Source organism: Nocardia sp. NPDC051463, from assembly GCF_040681975.1.
Lineage (GTDB): Bacteria > Actinomycetota > Actinomycetes > Mycobacteriales > Mycobacteriaceae > Nocardia.
This window is the reverse complement of record NZ_JBFBAB010000032.1, coordinates 70,539-88,431: the sequence shown is the minus strand read 5'-3', so window position 1 is coordinate 88,431 and position 17,893 is coordinate 70,539. Positions and strand designations below refer to the sequence as shown.

Below are 17,893 nucleotides of genomic sequence, written 5' to 3'. Positions count from 1 at the left end.
CTGGTCCCATGCTTCGATCGGTTTTGCAATGATTGTGACCGTGAACGCAATGGAACTTGCGTCGGTGCTCTTTGCAATGAGGTTGGTGTGGATGCCTACCCGGCGGCGGGTGTGCGGGCGCAGAGCACCGCGGATGCGGCAAGGTCGCTACGCCGCAATCAATGGCCGCCGGCTCTACTACGAAATCCTTGGCGCCGCCCCCGACCCTCTTGCACGGCGGACTCGGCACGATCGAGGCCACCTCGACTGAACGATTCACCGCCGCCGACCGTAGTGACGAGTCGGGAGATTTTCCCGATCATCCGATGTCCTGTAGTCGAGGTTGTGTCATGCATCTGTTAGCCACCGATGCGAACAGCGGACCCGCGGCCGGCAGTAGCGGCGCGATCGTTCTCGGCCTGTTCCGTATCCTCGTCGGCCTCTCGTTCGCCCTCCACGGCATGTCCACGCTCTTCGCAAGGCCGGTCGCGCCGCACGGTGGCCAGGTCGCCGCCTTCGCCAGCTGGCCGAACTGGTGGGCCGGTGTGATCGAACTCGTCGCGGGCGGGCTCGTCGCGCTCGGACTCGGCACCAGAATTGCCGCGCTGCTGTGCTCGGGCTCGATGGCCTACGCATTCCTGTTCGTCCATGTGAAGCACGGCATATTGCCGATCGAGAACGGCGGCGAAACTGCCGTCTTGTTCTGCTGGTCGTTGTTCCTCATCGCGGTGATCGGCCCCGGCGCGTTCACCGTCCACACGTTGATACCCCGTGCCAGGCACCCGCACAGCACAGCCGCGCGGAGGTGACGACCACCCGCGCAGCAGGCCGACTCCCCTGCCGGGTCGAACAGGCTGGAGCTCAACTACTTTCCGACCAGCCTGACGCGCAACCCGGTTCCGCCGGGCAACGATCCTCGACCGGAAACCGGAGGAGTCGTGCGCACTCGGTCAGCCAACCCCCACTCCCCACACCCGGCCATGTTTTCGACTTGCTCCGTTAACTCGATTCGAATACGGTCCGGCAATCGTGAGAGCTGGTGCGGTAATCGAATCGCGAAGAGAGTTACACAGGTGGGGCGCGGTTACCGTAGTCGGAGTGATCGCCGGGTATGTAGCGGTCCTGCTGGCCAACGTTCGGCACTTCTACACCGACGACACCGAAGCCCAATATGCCCCGATGTGGGTCATGCTCGGCAACCAACTGCGTGAGGGTCACTTCCCCCTGCTGGTGCCCTGGGAGTGGATGGCGGGCAACTACGCCCTGGAAGAGGCGGGCCTGTACAACCCGCCCCAGTTGCTGATCTATCTGCTCGCGCCCTCGATGGACAACCTCGCCGTGTACGCCACGGCGGTGAAGCTTGTTTTCTCGATCATCGCCGCCCTGGGGGTATTTCGGATCTGCCTGGTCTACGGCGCTCGGACACCCTGGGCAGCGGTCGCCGGTGTCGCATTCCCGTTGAGCGGCTGGTTCCTGTTCTTCGACGAGGCCAGCTGGGTGACCTCACACACCGCCACAGCGTGGCTGATTCATGCCTGGGCATCGGCGGTGCGCTACACGCGCGGCCGCAGTGGACCGATCCCGGTCTTCGCCTTCCTCTACCTGGCGCTGACAGTCCAATATGCTTTCCCCGCAGTCGAATCCGGGTTGATGATCGTCACGATCGCCGCCGGTGAGATCGTCTATCAGCGGCGCTGGGCACCATCGATGCGACTGCTCGCGGCGGCCGGATGCGCCGCGCTGGCGGCAGCGGTGGCCAACCTGCCCGGGATCCTCTCCTCGCAGGCGACCTGGCGCGGCAGTGCCGAGATCCACAACGATCCATTCCTGACGGTGCCGTGGTCGGAGTCGCTGAACGCGAGCCTGCCGAGCACCATGCCCGCGTTCACTGCCTGGTGGGGACATGTCCAACCCTTACCGATGGTCTACATAGCGTGGTTCCTGATTCCGGCGCTGGCGTTCGTCGGCTGGCATGCGGCACGGCAGTCGGTGCGGGAGTTCAGTGGGATCGCGTTCTTCGCGACGGCAGTACTGATGTGGACAGCGGGCCCCGGCGCGATCGGTCCGCTGCGCTGGCCGGCCCGCGTGTTACCGATGGTCGCCCTGACACTGCTCGTGCTGGTGTGCGTATTACTCAGCCGCTATGGCACTTTCGCGTCGTCGCGCAGGCGTACGATCGCCGCCGCTGTCCTGATCGGACTACTACTCGTGCGTTCCTTTTCGGCCGCGCCGGAACTCATCGTGCGGCATCTCGTCGCCGTCGCGGTGGTGGCCGCGCTCGGCGCGGCGGTGGTGTGGCTCGCCCGCACCCGCGCAGCGGCACCCGCGTGTGTGTTGACCATCGTGGCCATGTTCCCGATCGCCTACGCCCAGGTGCAGGGCGCACCGCCGACCCCGATGTCCTACAACTTCCCGGAACGACGTTCGGAGATGGTCGCGGCCTTCCCCGATTTCGACGGTGTCACACTGCAACTCGCCGACCGCGTGCTGGTGGGACCGGAGGACAAGAATCTCGCTGGTGCCTACGGCTCGCTGTCCATCGGGAGCTATGCGAAGGACCTCGGGCTCCACTATGTCAACGGCTACACCCCCATCGGCCACGGCGCGTTCAGCGACCTGGTGTGCATGGCCTGGGACGGCAGCACCTGTGCTGACGCGTTCCGCCGCGCCTTCGCCACCGAACCATCCACCGGCAGAACGATTGTCGACCTGATGAAGGTCGACCGGGTGGTGCTGCAACGCGCTCAATATCCCGACGCCCGCGACCACACCGCGCCGTCGGGCTGGAAGTGGGTCGACTATCCGGGCCACGAACGCTTCATCTGGGTACTGGAACGGGAAAACGGCCGCATCTCCACCGCGAACGGCGTGATCGCCGATACCCGCGACGCGACCGCCACGTCGATCTCGCAGGGCAGTTTCCGCAGCGATGCCCGAGTGTCCTCCCCCGGCGGCGGCCGGGTGGTGTTCGCGCGGCTCGCCTGGCCCGGCCACCGAATCACTCTGAACGGTAAGGAGATCCCGACGACCACGGTGGCGCGCACCTTCCTCGCCGCCGACATTCCGGCAGGCACCGACAACGCCGAGCTGTCGCTCACCTGGGCCCCGCCGGGCTGGCAGGTCAGCATCGCGGCCGCGGTGGCCGGAATCGGTGGAATCGCTCTGCTGCAGTGGGCATACCGACGAACGCGCCGTCGCCCGCTGCTCCCGCCCGACGATTGTCCGGCCGAGGAACCGGAGCGTGAGCTGATCACCGCCGACGTGTAGCGCACGCAAAGCGCGCCGGCCGCGCCGGTCGGCGCGACGCCGGCCACTGCCCACGGATACGCCGCGGGCAGTGGCATCGCCCCTGGGCACCGGGTCACACTGTCCGGTGTCGAAGCGGCCCGATCGTGATCCGGGTCACCGAGACAACGACCGCGCGGTTCCCGGTAGGCTCGCAGGTGACCCAGCTTCGGCAGGCAGCCACGGGTTTTCACGATCGCGGATGGGATCGGATTCCGTTCACCGGCCCGCATGGCCGTGTTCACATCGTGTTTACGATGACCGAATGCTTATTCACGACGCGCAGGGCCGTTCGACCTCACCTCCCGAGCGGGTGGGTCTTGCGCGGTTCCAGCTGCGTCGAGCGCCTGCCGTCTGGTGCGGCATCGTCGCTGCGATATCGGTGCTCGTCGCAGGCCAGATCGTGGCCGCACATATCCACGCTCTCGGACCGCTGACCAGTCTTTTCCGCGACTACGCCGGGACGCCCAAGTCCGCGACGACACCATGGGCCGGCTTCCTGCTCGCGCTGGTCGGCATGACCACCCGGGTCCGCGTCACCGCCCTCGCCGCCGCGGTCGCCCTCGACCTGGTCTTCGTCACCATCCGGACGCTGGAGGGCCGACCGTTCACTGTCGGCAATGGCCCGACCATCGTGCTCACGCTCCTGGCGATCATCGCCGCCCTGCGGTGGACCGGCACACGGCGTCGGACGGCGCTGCACACCATCGCACTCGGCGCGCTGCTCATTCTCGCGACGAAGGTCGGTGAGATCTGGCTGGACATCACCGCCTGGACGTGCCCGCAAGTCCTCGATCCCTATGTGCAACTGGCCGATCGCGCGCTCGGCAGTCCGTCGTGGCTCGTCGGCCACGCCCTCGACGTGGCGGGACCGGTGCCGTTGGGTCTGGTGCGCTGGGTGTATTTCGAGCTGCCTGTGGCCGCTATCGTCGTGGCCATCTGGCAGCTGCGCGGCGTCACCACAGGGTTGTGGCCGCAGCACCACCTGGTGCGCACGTTCCTGACACTCGGCCTCGTCGGCCCGATCTTCTACGTGGTCTTCCCCGTCGTCGGGCCGATCCTCGCATTCGGGTCCTGGGGCCACGGCATGGAACTGGCGAACGTGTGGCCCGAGAGCATTCCGCCGGTACCGGCTTCGGTCGAAGCCATGCCCTTCGACAATTTCACGCCGCGTAATTGCATGCCGTCACTGCACACCGCGTGGGCGCTGTCGCTGTTCATCCACTCCCGACGCGGGCCGCTGTGGCTGCGCTGGGGCGGCGCGTTCTGGCTGGTGTGCACCCTGATCGCGACGCTCGGGCTAGGCGCGCACTACGGCATCGACCTCGTCGTCGGCGCCACGCTGTGCCTGACCGTCGAGTCCGCTTTGCGCGACCCGGACCGGGGCTGGGACCGCGCGCGAATCCGGCTGCTGGCCTTCGGTATCGCCCTGTTCACCGTGGTACTCCTCGGCATCCGTTACCTTGCCCTCCCGATGGCGAACTACCCGGTCCCCTTCGGCATCGCGATCCTCGGCGCTTTCGCCGCACTGGCAATCACCTTCTACACCACCTGGTTCGCCCCGACGCGTGGCGCGGACGTCCACGCGCCCGCAGCCGAACACGCCGACCTCGAGCACCGCTGAAAGCACAATCTCGGGCCTGCGGCCTTGCCGAGCCCGCATCGGGGATGCGCGTCGGCACGGCCGCCGGGCGATTCGGTCATCGGATGGTTGTGAGCTTGTCCGGGTTGGTCACGGAGTAGATGCCACGGACGGTGTCGTCCGAGGAGACGTCGAGGACGACGACAGCCAGCGGCGCGGCGCCGTCGAAGACAACGGCGCACGGATCGCCGCTGACCGCCCGGTAGGTGATCTGGTAGTCCGCGGGCAACCGCGAGGAAGACCGCGATCACCTCTGCCCGTCCGGGCACCGGCCGCAGGCTGGTCGCGGGCCCCTTCGCCCCGCCATCGGTCCACAACGTCACATCCGGTGCGAGCACCGCGAGCAGCTCCTCGAGGTCGCCGCCCATCGCGGCGGCGACGAAACGCTCGGTGACCGCCCTGCGCACCCGGGGGTCGGCCTGCCGCCGCGGTCGCCGGGCGTGCACGTGCTGGCGGGCTCGGTAGGCCAGCTGACGGACCGCGGTCGGACTGCGATCGATCATCTCCGCGATCTCGCCGTGCGGGGTACACCTGCACGGCGGGCACACCCCGGCCGACAGCGACGTATATCCGATGGACGTCATCCTCCCGCGCGGTAGCACCGCGCCCAGGGCGGCACACCACGGCCACCATGCGACGGCGGCCGCGCCGGGCATGGTCGCCCACGGTGAGCGGGACTACCTGTATCCGAATGCCCAACGCGCAGCAACACTCTGGTACCACGACCACCGGCACGGTTTCACCGCTCCCGCGGTCTGGCACGGGCTTGCCGGATTCCATCTGATCACCGACGACGAAGAGCAGGCACTCCCGCTGCCGTCCGGCGACCGGGATATCCCGCTGCTGATCGCCGATCGCTCCTTCGACGCCGACGGCTCCTTCGCCTACCCGTTCGCGGATCCGACCCTGCGCGCACCTGGTGTCACCGACCGCTTCATGAACGGTGTACTCAGGTCGCCCACTCGGCGCCGGACTGCGAGGTGGTGGCAGCCGGGGAGCGCGGCGCATTCGCGAAGTCGGCAGGCGGCTGCGAGATCGGCATACCGGATCACCGGCCGAAGCTGTTGCCTCCCGAAAAAACGAGCCGCCCGACGTGCAACGATATCGACAGGAATATCGGTTCTCGCACATTTTGGTCTTGGACAGCCGTACCAGCTCTGTGATGTTGTGCCCCCATGAGACAGCTCAAGAGGAGTGCACCGGTCCGCTCGCGGATTGCCGTGCTGGCGTCAGCACTGCTGCCAGTGCTCGGCGCATGCGAGTCCGCCACGCAGAGCCCGGCTCCCACACCCACCGTCCAGCAGTCAGACACCCGGCTGGCAGACATCGAACAGCAGCACCAGGCCCGGCTCGGAATGTTCGCGATCGACACCGGCTCGGGCAGGACCCTCGGATACCAGAAGGACCAACGGTTTCCGATGTTGTCGACCTTCAAGACACTCGCCTGCGCCGCACTGCTGCGTGAACATCCGCTCGACACCGGATACTTCGATCAGATCATTCATTTCACCGAAGCAGAGGTCGCGACCGCAGGAGGTTCGGCGGTCACCGGCCCCCGGGTCGACAGCGGCATGTCGGTATCGGAGTTGTGCGACGCCGCAATCACCAAGAGCGACAACGCCGCAGGCAACCAGTTGCTGAAATTGCTCGGCGGCCCGCAGGCCCTCACCCAGTTCCTCCGGACCCTCGGAGATCAGGTCACCCATCTCGACCGCTGGGAACCGGACCTCAACACCGCCATACCCGGCGATGAGCGTGACACCACGACCCCCGCCGCACTCGCCGCCGACTATCGGGCGCTGACGGTCGGCGATGCACTCGCCGAGCCGGAGCGAGGACAGCTGACGGCCTGGCTGCTCGCAAGCGCCACCGGCGCAACCCGCATCCGCGCCGGGCTGCCCGCCGGGTGGAAGACCGGCGACAAAACCGGCACCGGCGACTACGGGTCGGCCAACGACGTCGCCGTCACCTGGCCGGTCGGCGGCACCGCGCCGATCGTAATAGCGGTGCTGACAACACATTCCGATCCGAAGGCGCAAGCGGACAACGGTTTGGTCGCCGAGACCACTCGACAGGTCCTCGACATGCTGACATGATCACCGATCCTGGACGACTGCGGCCTGTCCGGCACCTGGCAGTCGTCCAGCTGATCGCCCCGCATGTTCGGCAACCGCTTGCTGTCGGTGCCGTTCCCTATCATCCGCACCATGGCACATGACTTTCAGATCACCGTCGACTGCGCCGATCCGCACGCCCTCGCCGACTGGTGGGCCGAAGCGATCGGCTGGGCGGTGGAACCCTCCGACGAGGAGTTCATCCGCAGCATGATCGCCAAGGGTTACGCGAAGGACGAGGACACCAAGATCCATCGCGGCGTCCTGGTCTGGAAGGACGGCGCCGCCATCCTGCATCCCGACACCCCCGACGACGCCCCACGCAGGCGCATCCTCTTCCAACTCGTCCCCGAGCCCAAAACGGTCAAGAACCGCATCCACCTCGACATTCGAGTAGGGCCGAACAACCTCCAACCAGAACTCCAACGCCTCACCACCCTCGGCGCGACCTTCCTCCACAACGGCGCCCAAGGCCCGCACACCTGGATAACCCTCGCCGACCCGGAGGGCAACGAATTCTGCCTCTCCTGAGCCGCCCGAGTTATCCGACTCGAAGGGGACCCGACAGTGGGCGATCTCGCGATTGTCCCATTCGACTCGGCGCGTCCACGCCGAGCATTCCATCGACTAGCGAAAGTAGAGTTACCGAAGAGTCTCGCGCGGAACATGCTTGGATGAGATATTTTCAAGTGCGTTCAAGATTTTAGCTAATTTCTGGCGAGTTTCATGTCTCGTGTCTCATTCCGCTGGATCGAACCCGGGAGTGCTATGAATCGCGAGGACGCCTTCGAACACCACAGTGCAGGACAGTTCTCCCGCCGCTCCATGCTCGGCATCGGTGCGATGACGGTGGCCGGGCTCGGCCTGGTCGCGTGCGGCGACGACAGCAATTCGACATCTTCGACCACGGCGAGCTCGACCACAGCAGGCTCGGCGCCGGCCGGTGATGCCAAGGCGATTGCGACCGACGCCTACATTTTCGGATACCCGCTCGTGCTGATGGATGCGACCCGGGCGGCCGCCGCGCCCGTCAATTCGTTCGACCACGCCGTCGTGCCCGATCCTGCCGACAAAGATGTGGTCCGGCTGAACCTCGACACGCTGTATTCGCAGGCCTGGCTCGACGTGCGTTCGGAGCCGATGGTCTTGCAGGTTCCCGCCATGGACGCCGGACGCTACTGGCTGATGCAGATCCTGGATGCGTGGAGCAACACCGTCCACAATCCCAGCAGCATCGAACCCCGAACCGCCTCCGGCACAACGTCTCCGCCCTATACCTACGTGATCACCGGTCCCGGCTGGTCGGGCACGCTGCCCGCGAACACCACCCAGTTGTCCATGCCGACACCGACGGTCTGGATCATCGGCCGGATTCAGATCAACGGCGCCGCGGACACCGCGGCCGTGCAGGCACTGCAGCAGCAGTTGAAGCTGGTGCCGCTGAGTGAGTGGGCCCAGGGCAACGAGGGCGGCACCGTCAGCCGCACCCACATCACCGATCCCACCGCGATCCCGCCGGTGAAGCAGGTCGCCGCCATGGACGGGCGCGCGTTCTTCGATCGAATGACCGCGCTGATGGCGACCGACCCGCCCGCCGCCGCGGATGCCGACGCGATGAAGCGTTTCGCCGGCATCGGCATCACGCCCGGCGGCAACGTCGACATGCTCGCCGCCGCTGATCTCGATGCCGCGGTCGACGATGCGAAGCGCTCGATCGCCGACTACGTCAACCCGGAGATCAAAGACGAGAACGGCTGGCAGTTCGCCACCAATGTCGGTACTTACGGCACCGACTACAAGCAGCGCGCCTCCATCGCGTTGTCGGGTCTCGGCGCGAACCTGCCGCAGGACGCGATCTACCCGACAGTTTTCGGCAACGCCGATGGCGACGGCACCCCGCGTCGCTTCCGAATCCGCTTCCCCGCAGGACAATTGCCGCCGGCCGAGGCATTCTGGTCCATCACCGCCTACGACGCCGACAGCTTCTTGATTCCGAACCCGGACAATATCTACGCGGTCGGCCACCAGGTGCCCGTCGTGCCCGGCTCGGACGGCTCGGTCGAGATCGCCGTCCAGAACGCCGACCCGGGACCGAGTGTGCCCACCGGCAACTGGCTGCCTATACCGACATCGGGGAAGTTCTCCCTCACGCTGCGGCTCTACGCACCGAAACCCGCTGCCACCAAGGGTGATTGGACACCACCCCGCCTCGAACCAGTGGCCTGAGCGCGGATCCGCGGCGAACCCGTCGCGCACCGATCCAGCACGGCGGATTCGGCGCGGTCCGGCCCAACCCACCACGGCGTAGGAGGACCACAACCTGGATCGGGGGCGGCAATGACACTGCCTGCTCCGGCGTCGGCTCCGCCTGGGCGCATACCCGATCCAGACAATTGTCGGCCGATCGCACCGCCGATCGGGTCAGCACCGATCACGCAGTGCGGTAGTCACATTCAGGTAGCAGGCCAGGATGTCCCGCGTTTCGGCAAGGCAATCCATCTTGGCTTCGAGGGCGTCGAGCTCCCGGCGCAGCAACGCGAGCATGTCGGGATGTGGTTCCCACTGCGGTGCAGACCCGTGCGCGCACGGCAGGATGTCGCGAATCACCTCGGTCGACAGCCCCGCCGCCAACAACGCACGAATCTGCCGCACCACCCCAGGCACATCGGCACCATAATTGCGGTATCCGTTGCCTTCTCTGTCGGCCGAAATCAGGCCCTGCTCTTCGTAGTAGCGCAACAGGCGCGGGCTGGCTCCGGTTCGTGCGGACAGTTCTCCGATTCGCATTCGATCCACCTCACAGCAGGTTGACCCTGACACCTGTGTAAAACTTTAGCGGGACGGTACGACACCGTCGCCCGCCCGCGAACTCACTGCTCGCGTGCACAGCGATGGGCCCGGATCAGGGCAGGTCACCCGGTTTGCCGCGGTGCCGAGGCTCGCAGTGCCCAGCCGAGGATGGTGTCCGCGACCAGAGCCGGGTCATCGAACATGGGGACGTGGCCGACGCCGGGAAGAGTGCGCCAGCTGGCGGCAGGCACGAGTCGACGCCAAGGGTCGCTGTATCCAGGTGCGGTGAGGAGGCGATCGCATTCGCCCCACGCTATGAGAATCGGGATGCCGAGATCGCCGTAGGGTTCGGTTTGCGCGGGTACCGGATGGACCAGATCGTCCACGAGGGTGCAGGCGAGCGCGTCCTGGGCCACGCCCACCGCTTGCCCGGGCGAGAGCCGATCACCGTGCTCGCAGACCACGCGCATCAACATCCGCCGCAGCGTCGGCGCGCGCATGACCAGTGGAATCGCGAAGTAGCCGAACCGCAGTTGTCTGCGCATGGATACGAAGATCTTCGGAACCCGGGTTTCCGTCGGCAGCCAGCCTCCCGCAGGCGAGAGCGCGACCACGCTGCGGGCGCGCCCGCGGCGTGCGAGTTCCATGGCCACCCAACCGCCGAGCGAGTTTCCCGCGATGTGCGCGGTGTCGAATCCAGCCTCGTCCATAGCGGTTTCGACCGCGTCGGCGAGACTGTCGATCGCGAGCAGAGGGCTGCTCGGCCTGCCGGCATGCCCGGGTAGGTTCGGTGCGAGCACATCGTGCTTGTCGATGAGTCTGGGCAGCAACGATTCCCAGCACCGCCACGAGCTGGTGCCGCCGTGCAACAGCACCAGCGGTGCACCGCGACCGCCACGGTAATGCGCGGCGGATGCGGGTAGCGCCTGATCAGATGTAGTCATCGTCGACACATCCCTTCTGAGTCGGCTTGCCGCCGAACCTCATTCGGTTCTCGGCGGATCGGAGGACGTGAGCAGGGCCTGCACGAGCTGTCCGAAAGATCGCGCGATCCGCTCCGGCGGTCCCGACGGGCGGAGCATGTGGCTGAACAGCAGCCGGACCAGACTTTCCGCGACGAACGGCACGTCGACGTCGACGCGAATCAACCGGCTCCAATGTTCTTGGGCGAAAGCGATATTCAGTTGGGTCGCAGCCTCGATGAACGGCGCGGATCGGGTCGTCGCCAACGCGAGCAGGTCATCGGGCGTGCCCGGCGGGGCATTGAGCACGGCGTGCGCCAAAGGATCCGCGGCGATGGTCGTGAGCACGAATTCCGTCACCGCTGTCACCGCCGCCACCGGATCGGCGCCGTGCTCGGCCAGCCGCGCTGCGACACCCTCCAGATACCGTGACGTGTTGTGCCAGGCCATCGCCTCCAGCACACCGCTCTTGGACTCGAATTCATTGAAAACAGTCCGCCTGCTCACCCCCGCACGCTCGGCGATGTCGACCATACGGATGCTGTTCCACTCGGCGGTGCTCGCCAGCTCGATAGCGGCCGCGAGGATTCGCTCGCGGACCAGTTCGCGCGTTGCGACACGCACCGAAGGCATTCGACTCCTGTTCACCGTCGACATTCTTCCCGGCTGTCACCGCCAGATTCTCGATCATCCAGCGCGCTGAATGCACCATCTATGTTCAATAGTGCATTTCTTGCACTATCAAGTCAACAAAGTGCACATTCTAACCTCGCGGGCATCCGCCCCTTACCCCGCTCGGCGTGCCCTGTGGGACCGACGGGTAGATCCACGACGAAATGGCAGCAGTGCCACTCGACCGGTACGCAGCGGGTTATCGTTCGATTCTCAGGCCGACACCCTGCCGGCTTGTGACTATCCGGCTGATTCCGCTGTCGTGGTACCCGAGGAGACCACTATGACCAGCTACGACGATCTACGGGCACTGTTCATCAACTGCACACTGAAGCGCTCACCCGAGCCGAGCAACACCCGGGGACTCATCGACGTGAGCGCCCGGATCATGATGAAGAACGGGGTCCAGGTTTCGCATATTCGCGCCGTCGACCACGACATCGCGACCGGGGTCTGGCCGGATATGACCGAGCACGGGTGGGCCACCGACGAGTGGCCACAGTTGCAACGGCAGGTGATGGACGCCGACATCCTGGTGCTGGCCGGACCGATCTGGTTGGGCGACAACAGTTCCGTCACCAAACAGGTCATCGAGCGGCTGTACGGCAATTCGTCGATACTCAACGAACGCGGCCAGTACGCCTACTACGGCCGGGTCGGTGGGTGTCTGATCACCGGCAACGAGGACGGGGTCAAGCACTGCGCGATGAATATCCTCTACAGCCTCCAGCACCTCGGCTACACCATTCCACCGCAAGCCGACGCGGGCTGGATCGGCGAAGCGGGACCGGGGCCGTCCTATCTGGACCCCGGTTCAGGTGGCCCGGACAATGATTTCACCAACCGCAATACGACCTTCATGACCTGGAATCTTTTACACCTTGCCCGCATGCTGAAAGATAGCGGCGGCATCCCCGCGCACGGTAATCAGCGCTCCGAGTGGGACGCGGGATGCCGATTCGACTTCGAGAACCCCGACTACCGCTAGCCCACTTCCGCATACGTCTCCTTCGCCGACACTCCGGACGGTATGCCACGCAGTCGCGCCGACCAGTGATTTGCTGATTGTGGCGTTACCAGCTTCGAGCTTCACTCAACGAACGCGAAGGAGCATGCCATGCCGCACGTCAAAACTGCCGTCGCAGCGGTCGGCTGCGCGCTCGCCATTGGGACCGCTCCCGCCACTGCCGCACCCGCACAGTTCGATGCCACCGTCCCCTACACAGATTCCGCGTTGCCGTCCGGCTCCGCGGAAATGCCGGTCGGCTCCGGGTTAGCGCCGGTCCGTGCCGCCACCAGACTGATGGCGATGTCGATCGTGCCGCTGCGCGATTTCTGGGCCTTCGACAACGTCGTCATGCGCGAAAGCAGTTGGGACTTCTCGGCCGTCAACCCGCTCAGCGGCGCGTACGGCCTCGGCCAGGCCCTGCCGCCGCAAAAGATGGCTACCCACGGCGCGGATTGGCCGTTCAATCCAGTGACCCAAATCCGCTGGACTTATGACTACATGAACAAGGCGTACGGCAGCCCCGCGGGCGCGTGGGCATTCTGGCAGGAACACCACTGGTACTGATCGCATCTGGTTACGGGCGCTCGGGAACCGTTCGGGTGGCGAGGATTCCGGCGAGGATGACACGGAGGCGGTAATCGAACTCCTCGTCGGCGTCGTCCGCGAAGCGGCCGGACACCAACTGAGCGGTTCGAGGGTAGCGAACGGGGCTTCGACGGCTTGCTCCGGCGGTCGGGCTCGTATGGGTCGCATCGGCGTATTCGATGCCGGTGCGGGACTGCCCTTCGATGACGAAGCCGACGGTGTAGTGCAGCATGATCGGGAAGACGCGGCCGCCTTCAGCCTTGGAGAAACCCGCGTCCTCGAGCACGCGCAAGGTCAATTCCACTGTGCGTCACATGGATTCGGCGCTGATGCAGGTGCCTGCCAGCACCTTTGCGCGGTCCCGATAGCGCAGCATCGACCCACGCAACCGCCCGGCCGGCGCGACCAGCACCACAATGGCACGACGGGTCGAGATCGGCACCGCCGAAAGCCGGACCGACCGCTGGATCATCGACGAACCCACCACCGCCGGATCGACCGAAGCCCACACCACCCGGGTCGGCGCAACCGGCGGCCTGATGCCCTCGAATTCGGCAGGGCGAGCACGGAATTTTCAACGCCGAGTAGGGCGCACCGGATGCTCTACTTCGTCCGCTCGATCACTCCGCGAACGTAGGCGGCCTGGCCCGCGTGCTGCAGATCGTCGGAGATCACGCTGATCAGGCGGACGCTGAGGGTGACAGGCGGGTCCCATCTGGTGTCGACGATCCGGCCGAGGTCCTCGTCGGTGAGATCTCGGACGAACCGCAGGGTTTGCTCATGGACCGCGTCGTAGTAATCGAGCAACAGGTCGGCCGGGGCCTGGATGACACCGACGTTTTCAGGACGGTCGCCGTATCCGATCGCGCGCCGGTCGATCGGCAGACCGAACCGCTCGTACCAGCCCTGGGCGGTCCACACCTGCTCCACGCCTGCCACGTCGGCGACGTGATCGTCCTGCACCCGGGTCAGGTGCCAGATAAGCCAGGCGATCGAGTTCGCGCCCGGGTCGATCCGATATACCAGGTGGTCCTCGGTCAGACCGTCCACCGCTTCGTGCACCACCTCTTGAATGCGCCCGTAAGCGTCGGCAAGTACGTCGGCACTCGTCACGTTGTCTGCTCCATCCGTCTCTGTGGTGCATTCGACCGTACTCACCTCGGGCCCGGGCCGCCGCGTTCTCGGCCGCACTGTCACAACTGCCGCGTGGAGTGCGCGGGGGCAGGCCGGGCCATTGCACGACCAAACCGTCCTGGTGTTCACTAAGTGAATATCAAAAGTTGTCTACGGGCTCGGCCAGACCGGGATTCCGGTGGTCAACGTCAACAACAACTGTTCGACGGGTTCCACCGCGTTGTTCCTGGCCAGGCAGACGGTCGAATCCGGCGCGGCCGACATCGTGCTGGCCGTCGGGTTCGAGCAGATGCAGCGTGGCGCGCTCACCATCGGCTACACCGATCGGCCGACGCCGTTCGATCGCTTCAACGCGGTGATGGATCGCATTCAGGAGCGCGACGAATCCCCCTTCGCCGCGCAGATGTTCGGCGGGGCCGGGCGCCAGTACGCGCAGCAGTACGGCACCGCGCCCGAGACATTTGCGAAGATCTCGGTGAAGTCGCGCAAGCATGCCGCCAACAATCCGTACGCGGTGTTCGCTGACGCGGTCACCGTGGAAGAGGTGCTGGCCGCGCCGCACATCTACGGCCCACTGACCCGACTGCAATGCTGCCCGCCCACCTGTGGCGCGGCCGCCGCCGTCATCGTCAGCGACGAGTACGCACGCAGGAACGGTCTCGACGGCTCCGTCGTGATCAAAGCACAGGCGATGGCCACCGACTTCGCGTCGACGTTCACCGAGCAGGACATGACGAAGATCGTCGGCTACGACATGTCCAAGGCCGCCGCCCAGCAGCGGTCGTCACCCTGTACGAGAAGGTGAGCTGACCGATGCCGGTGGACCCACGTGATCGCCGAGCAACTCCCGCGGCCACCGGCACAGTCACCTCGATCAACCGGGTCGACGGCGAACACCGTGCCACCCTCGAGTTCGCCGTCGCACTCCCCGACGGCACCGTCACGCTGACCGGCGACGCTGTCGTCGCCGTCTGATCACTCGAAAGGACATGCAACACATGGGCACTCTGAATGGCAAGGTCGCCATTGTCTCCGGCTCCGGCCGTGGCATCGGCCGTGAGATCGCGCTGAAGCTCGCCTCCGAAGGCGCGCAGGTGGTGGTCAACGATCTCGATGCCGAACCGGCGAAGGCAACGGTCGCTGCGATCGAAGCCGCAGGCGGACAGGCTGTTTCGTGTATAGGCAGCGTCACCGACGCCGACTTCGGCGAGCGCTTCGTGCAGACCGCGGTCGAGAACTACGGCGGCTTGGACATCATCATCAACAATGCCGGCTACACCTGGGATTCGGTGATCCAGAAGATGACCGACGAGCAGTGGGACGCCATCCTCGACGTGCATCTCAAGGCACCGTTCCGGATTCTGCGCGCCGCACAGCCGGTGATCGCCGCGTCCGCCAAGAAGGCTACAGCGGCGGGCGAGCCGATCCCCTGCCGCAAGGTCGTCAATATCTCGTCGATCGCGGGCACGGGAGGCAATGCGGGACAGGCCAATTACGCCGCGGCCAAGGCGGGCATCACCGGCCTGACCAAGACTCTCGCCAAGGAGTGGGGCCGCTACAACGTCACCGTGAACACCGTCGCGTTCGGCTTCATCAAGACTCGGCTCACCGAAGCGTCGGCCGACGGCGACAGCACGATCGACGTGCAGGGCAAGGAGATCAAGGTCGGAGTCAACCCCGACCTGCTCGCCGCCATGGAGCAGATGATCCCACTGGGCCGCGCGGGCACGCCCAAGGAAGCGGCAGGCGCCGTCTATCTCTTCTGCACCCCCGAATCCGACTATGTCAGCGCCCAGACCCTGATCTGCGGCGGCGGGTTCGACATCTAGGTGTGCGGGACCGGCCGGACCGGCAGCAGACGAGCCTGCCCGTCCAGCGAACCGAAGTCGACTGTTCGCCGGGCCGCAGCGGAGCTGTTCCGCCGCAATGGATATGCCGGGTACGTGGGAAAGACCGGAAGGCGATCGGGCCGTCCGCGCGGTACTGCCGTCGCCGAATCGGCCGCCCGATCCTGACCCGAAGAATGATCGACGAGACCTGGTGTCAGCACCCGAAAGTGCTCGCCGCCAAGTCCCGTTGGTCTTATCGGGTCGGATCGCCGTGCATCGCCGACGGTGCGGCGTCGGGCCCGCGGGTGAACAGTCGCCCGCGAGGTCGGACCCGCCGATCGCGCCGTGTTCGTCGCGGGTGAAGTTACCCCGCTGGTCTTGGAGTCCGCCGCCGGTGACGACGTACCGGTCGTCGGGCGGCAGGCCGAGGCCCTGCCGCGGGCAGGTCGCTCCTCCGACGCCGCGCGGATCTCCGGCTTGATACCGACCGCGACGGTCAACCCCTCGCCATCGGGTCTCGATGGTGAGCCGCATGATATGTGCGACTTGCATTTCGACACTTGCCCGGTAGCCCCCAGGTCCCGCAGACAGCGAGCGCTTCGCAGCGTCGAGGGCCTCACGCAATGGGCCGACGCGGTAACATCACACGCTCGCCGTATGGCGATGAACGGAGGCAAAGGGCATGGTGCGCGGGTCACAGGAGCGCACGCTCAGTGACCCCGTCCGCGGCACCAGGCCCGCGAATCGGCGTCAGCTGATTCTGCGTGCGGCAACGGATCTCTTCTACGAGAAGGGCTACGCCAAGGTCGGTATGGGCGAGGTGGCGGAGGCGGTGGCCATCGGCCCTTCGGCGCTGTACCGGCATTTCCGGGGCAAGCAGGCCCTGCTGGCCGCCGTCGTCGGCGAAACGCTGAACACTCTGGATAGCGCGTTGGCGACGGCCACCGCCGACAACCTCATCGCTACGGTGGTGACAGCGATGCTGGAGAACAGGCGGGTCGGTGTGTTGGTGCGCCGCGAATCTCGCCAGTTGTCCGTCGATGATCGCGCGGCGCTACGCACGGTCACCAAACGCATCGGCGCGCGATTCGCCGAGCTGATCGGCGAACGCAGGCCCGGGCTGGACGCGGCGACGTCCGATCTACTGGGCTGGTGCGCCCTCGCGACCGGCAACAGCCTCTCGTTCCATAGTCTTTCGCTTCCGGAGCCCGGGTTCAGCGCCCTGATCGAGCAGCTCATCACGACCATCGTCGACGCGCCGATCGCCTTGCCTGATCGGTCCGCCGAGCGCGCGGAGCACCCGGGGTCCTTGACTCGGCAATCACGGCGCGAGGCCATCCTGGCCGAGGCGACACGACTCTTCGCAGACAACGGATTCGCCGGCGTCAGCATGGAGGACATCGGTGCCGGAGTCGGCATCTCCGGCCCCAGCGTCTACAACCATTTCCCGACCAAATCCGACATCCTGATCGCCGCGATGTTCCGTGGTGACGAATGGATGCAGAGGGAAATGAACCGCACGTTCGCGCATGCCGCGGACGCCAGCGACGGCTTACTGCGACTGTTGCGCAGCTACCGCGCGTTCGCCTTCGAAGACCCCGACCTGGTCCAGTTGCTCGTCTCGGAATCCATGCACCTACCCGACGCCGACCGGCACCGAGCCAGAGCGGCTCAGCACTCCTACATCGCGGAGTGGGTGCACCTGGCCACGCAGGTGCACCCCGACTGGGATCCGATCAGTGCCCGAATCCGGGTGCAGGCGGTGCAGACCATGATGAACGACATCGCGCTCATGCCCCACCTGCGATCCCGCCCCGCTGTCGATGGGGCGCTGCTGGCGATCAGCGCTCGGCTGCTGGCGATCTCCGATGAGTGATCCGCAAGATATATCC

19 protein-coding genes and 1 pseudogene are annotated in these 17,893 nt (G+C 66.0%); 13 read left to right on the top strand and 7 right to left on the bottom strand.

Features of this window, described 5'->3' with window-relative positions; genetic code table 11:
- Positions 1-329 precede the first annotated feature (329 nt).
- The 3 genes from AB0M74_RS30270 (at position 330) to AB0M74_RS30260 (ending at position 4,888) form a co-directional block, all read left to right on the top strand.
- Complete coding sequence (locus tag AB0M74_RS30270; RefSeq protein ID WP_366529709.1) at positions 330-788, top strand: DoxX family protein; 459 nt, start codon at positions 330-332, stop codon at positions 786-788.
- A gap of 289 nt (positions 789-1,077) precedes the next feature.
- Positions 1,078-3,246, top strand: coding sequence for a hypothetical protein (locus tag AB0M74_RS30265; RefSeq protein WP_366529708.1), 2,169 nt, complete (start codon positions 1,078-1,080; stop codon positions 3,244-3,246).
- A gap of 283 nt (positions 3,247-3,529) precedes the next feature.
- Positions 3,530-4,888, top strand: coding sequence for a DUF5933 domain-containing protein (locus AB0M74_RS30260; RefSeq protein ID WP_366529707.1), 1,359 nt, complete (start codon positions 3,530-3,532; stop codon positions 4,886-4,888).
- A 76-nt stretch (positions 4,889-4,964) separates the two neighbouring features.
- Here AB0M74_RS30260 and AB0M74_RS30255 read toward each other — a convergent pair whose 3' ends face one another.
- Positions 4,965-5,135: a hypothetical protein gene (locus AB0M74_RS30255; RefSeq protein WP_366529706.1), complete on the bottom strand. Its 171-nt coding sequence runs from the start codon at positions 5,133-5,135 to the stop codon at positions 4,965-4,967.
- A 344-nt stretch (positions 5,136-5,479) separates the two neighbouring features.
- Here AB0M74_RS30255 and AB0M74_RS30250 point away from each other — a divergent pair, with 344 nt between their 5' ends.
- The 4 genes from AB0M74_RS30250 (at position 5,480) to AB0M74_RS30235 (ending at position 9,246) form a co-directional block, all read left to right on the top strand.
- Entirely contained in the window at positions 5,480-6,085 is a 606-nt protein-coding gene (locus tag AB0M74_RS30250) for a multicopper oxidase domain-containing protein (RefSeq protein ID WP_366529705.1), read from the top strand.
- Positions 6,082-7,002: a class A beta-lactamase gene (gene bla, locus AB0M74_RS30245; protein WP_366529704.1), complete on the top strand. Its 921-nt coding sequence runs from the start codon at positions 6,082-6,084 to the stop codon at positions 7,000-7,002. Before AB0M74_RS30250 ends, bla begins: the two co-directional genes overlap by 4 nt.
- Positions 7,003-7,113: 111 nt before the next feature.
- Positions 7,114-7,551, top strand: coding sequence for a VOC family protein (locus AB0M74_RS30240; RefSeq protein ID WP_366529703.1), 438 nt, complete (start codon positions 7,114-7,116; stop codon positions 7,549-7,551).
- Between the two features lie 237 nt (positions 7,552-7,788).
- Positions 7,789-9,246, top strand: a complete 1,458-nt coding sequence (locus tag AB0M74_RS30235) for a DUF1254 domain-containing protein (protein ID WP_366529702.1) — start codon at positions 7,789-7,791, stop codon at positions 9,244-9,246.
- Between the two features lie 195 nt (positions 9,247-9,441).
- Here the strand turns inward: AB0M74_RS30235 and AB0M74_RS30230 are convergent, their stop codons facing one another.
- The 3 genes from AB0M74_RS30230 to AB0M74_RS30220 form a co-directional block, all read right to left on the bottom strand.
- Complete coding sequence (locus tag AB0M74_RS30230; RefSeq protein ID WP_366529701.1) at positions 9,442-9,807, bottom strand: MerR family transcriptional regulator; 366 nt, start codon at positions 9,805-9,807, stop codon at positions 9,442-9,444.
- Positions 9,808-9,932: 125 nt separating this feature from the next.
- Positions 9,933-10,754, bottom strand: coding sequence for an alpha/beta hydrolase (locus tag AB0M74_RS30225; RefSeq protein WP_366529700.1), 822 nt, complete (start codon positions 10,752-10,754; stop codon positions 9,933-9,935).
- A 39-nt stretch (positions 10,755-10,793) separates the two neighbouring features.
- The gene (locus AB0M74_RS30220; protein ID WP_366529699.1) at positions 10,794-11,396 is read right to left on the bottom strand and encodes a TetR family transcriptional regulator; all 603 of its coding nucleotides are present in this window, start codon (positions 11,394-11,396) and stop codon (positions 10,794-10,796) included.
- Between the two features lie 331 nt (positions 11,397-11,727).
- Here AB0M74_RS30220 and AB0M74_RS30215 point away from each other — a divergent pair, with 331 nt between their 5' ends.
- Both AB0M74_RS30215 and AB0M74_RS30210 read left to right on the top strand, forming a co-directional pair.
- Positions 11,728-12,432, top strand: a complete 705-nt coding sequence (locus AB0M74_RS30215) for a flavodoxin family protein (RefSeq protein WP_366529698.1) — start codon at positions 11,728-11,730, stop codon at positions 12,430-12,432.
- Positions 12,433-12,561: 129 nt separating this feature from the next.
- Positions 12,562-13,017 carry a lytic transglycosylase domain-containing protein gene (locus AB0M74_RS30210; protein ID WP_366529697.1) on the top strand — a complete coding sequence of 152 codons (456 nt, stop codon included), beginning with the start codon at positions 12,562-12,564 and terminating at the stop codon, positions 13,015-13,017.
- A 10-nt stretch (positions 13,018-13,027) separates the two neighbouring features.
- On the opposite strand, the gene AB0M74_RS30205 is transcribed toward AB0M74_RS30210, so the two are convergent.
- The 3 genes from AB0M74_RS30205 to AB0M74_RS30195 all read right to left on the bottom strand — a co-directional run bounded on the left by AB0M74_RS30205 (position 13,028) and on the right by AB0M74_RS30195 (position 14,151).
- Positions 13,028-13,342 carry a TetR/AcrR family transcriptional regulator C-terminal domain-containing protein gene (locus AB0M74_RS30205; protein WP_366529696.1) on the bottom strand — a complete coding sequence of 105 codons (315 nt, stop codon included), beginning with the start codon at positions 13,340-13,342 and terminating at the stop codon, positions 13,028-13,030.
- A gap of 6 nt (positions 13,343-13,348) precedes the next feature.
- On the bottom strand, positions 13,349-13,510 hold the full coding sequence (locus AB0M74_RS30200) for a hypothetical protein (protein ID WP_366529695.1): 162 nt from the start codon (positions 13,508-13,510) through the stop codon (positions 13,349-13,351).
- 131 nt (positions 13,511-13,641) lie between these two features.
- On the bottom strand, positions 13,642-14,151 hold the full coding sequence (locus AB0M74_RS30195) for a DUF664 domain-containing protein (protein ID WP_366529694.1): 510 nt from the start codon (positions 14,149-14,151) through the stop codon (positions 13,642-13,644).
- 199 nt (positions 14,152-14,350) lie between these two features.
- On the opposite strand from AB0M74_RS30195, the gene AB0M74_RS30190 reads away from it, so the two are divergent.
- The 4 genes and pseudogenes from AB0M74_RS30190 (at position 14,351) to AB0M74_RS30175 (ending at position 17,877) form a co-directional block, all read left to right on the top strand.
- Positions 14,351-14,977: a hypothetical protein gene (locus tag AB0M74_RS30190; RefSeq protein WP_366529693.1), complete on the top strand. Its 627-nt coding sequence runs from the start codon at positions 14,351-14,353 to the stop codon at positions 14,975-14,977.
- 50 nt (positions 14,978-15,027) lie between these two features.
- A pseudogene (locus AB0M74_RS30185) lies at positions 15,028-15,147 on the top strand (dehydratase); the annotation flags it as partial.
- Positions 15,148-15,170: 23 nt separating this feature from the next.
- Positions 15,171-16,001 (top strand): SDR family oxidoreductase, encoded by an 831-nt coding sequence (locus AB0M74_RS30180; protein WP_366529692.1) that lies wholly within the window; start codon positions 15,171-15,173, stop codon positions 15,999-16,001.
- Between the two features lie 682 nt (positions 16,002-16,683).
- On the top strand, positions 16,684-17,877 hold the full coding sequence (locus AB0M74_RS30175) for a TetR family transcriptional regulator (protein ID WP_366529691.1): 1,194 nt from the start codon (positions 16,684-16,686) through the stop codon (positions 17,875-17,877).
- The last annotated feature ends 16 nt before the right edge of the window (positions 17,878-17,893 follow it).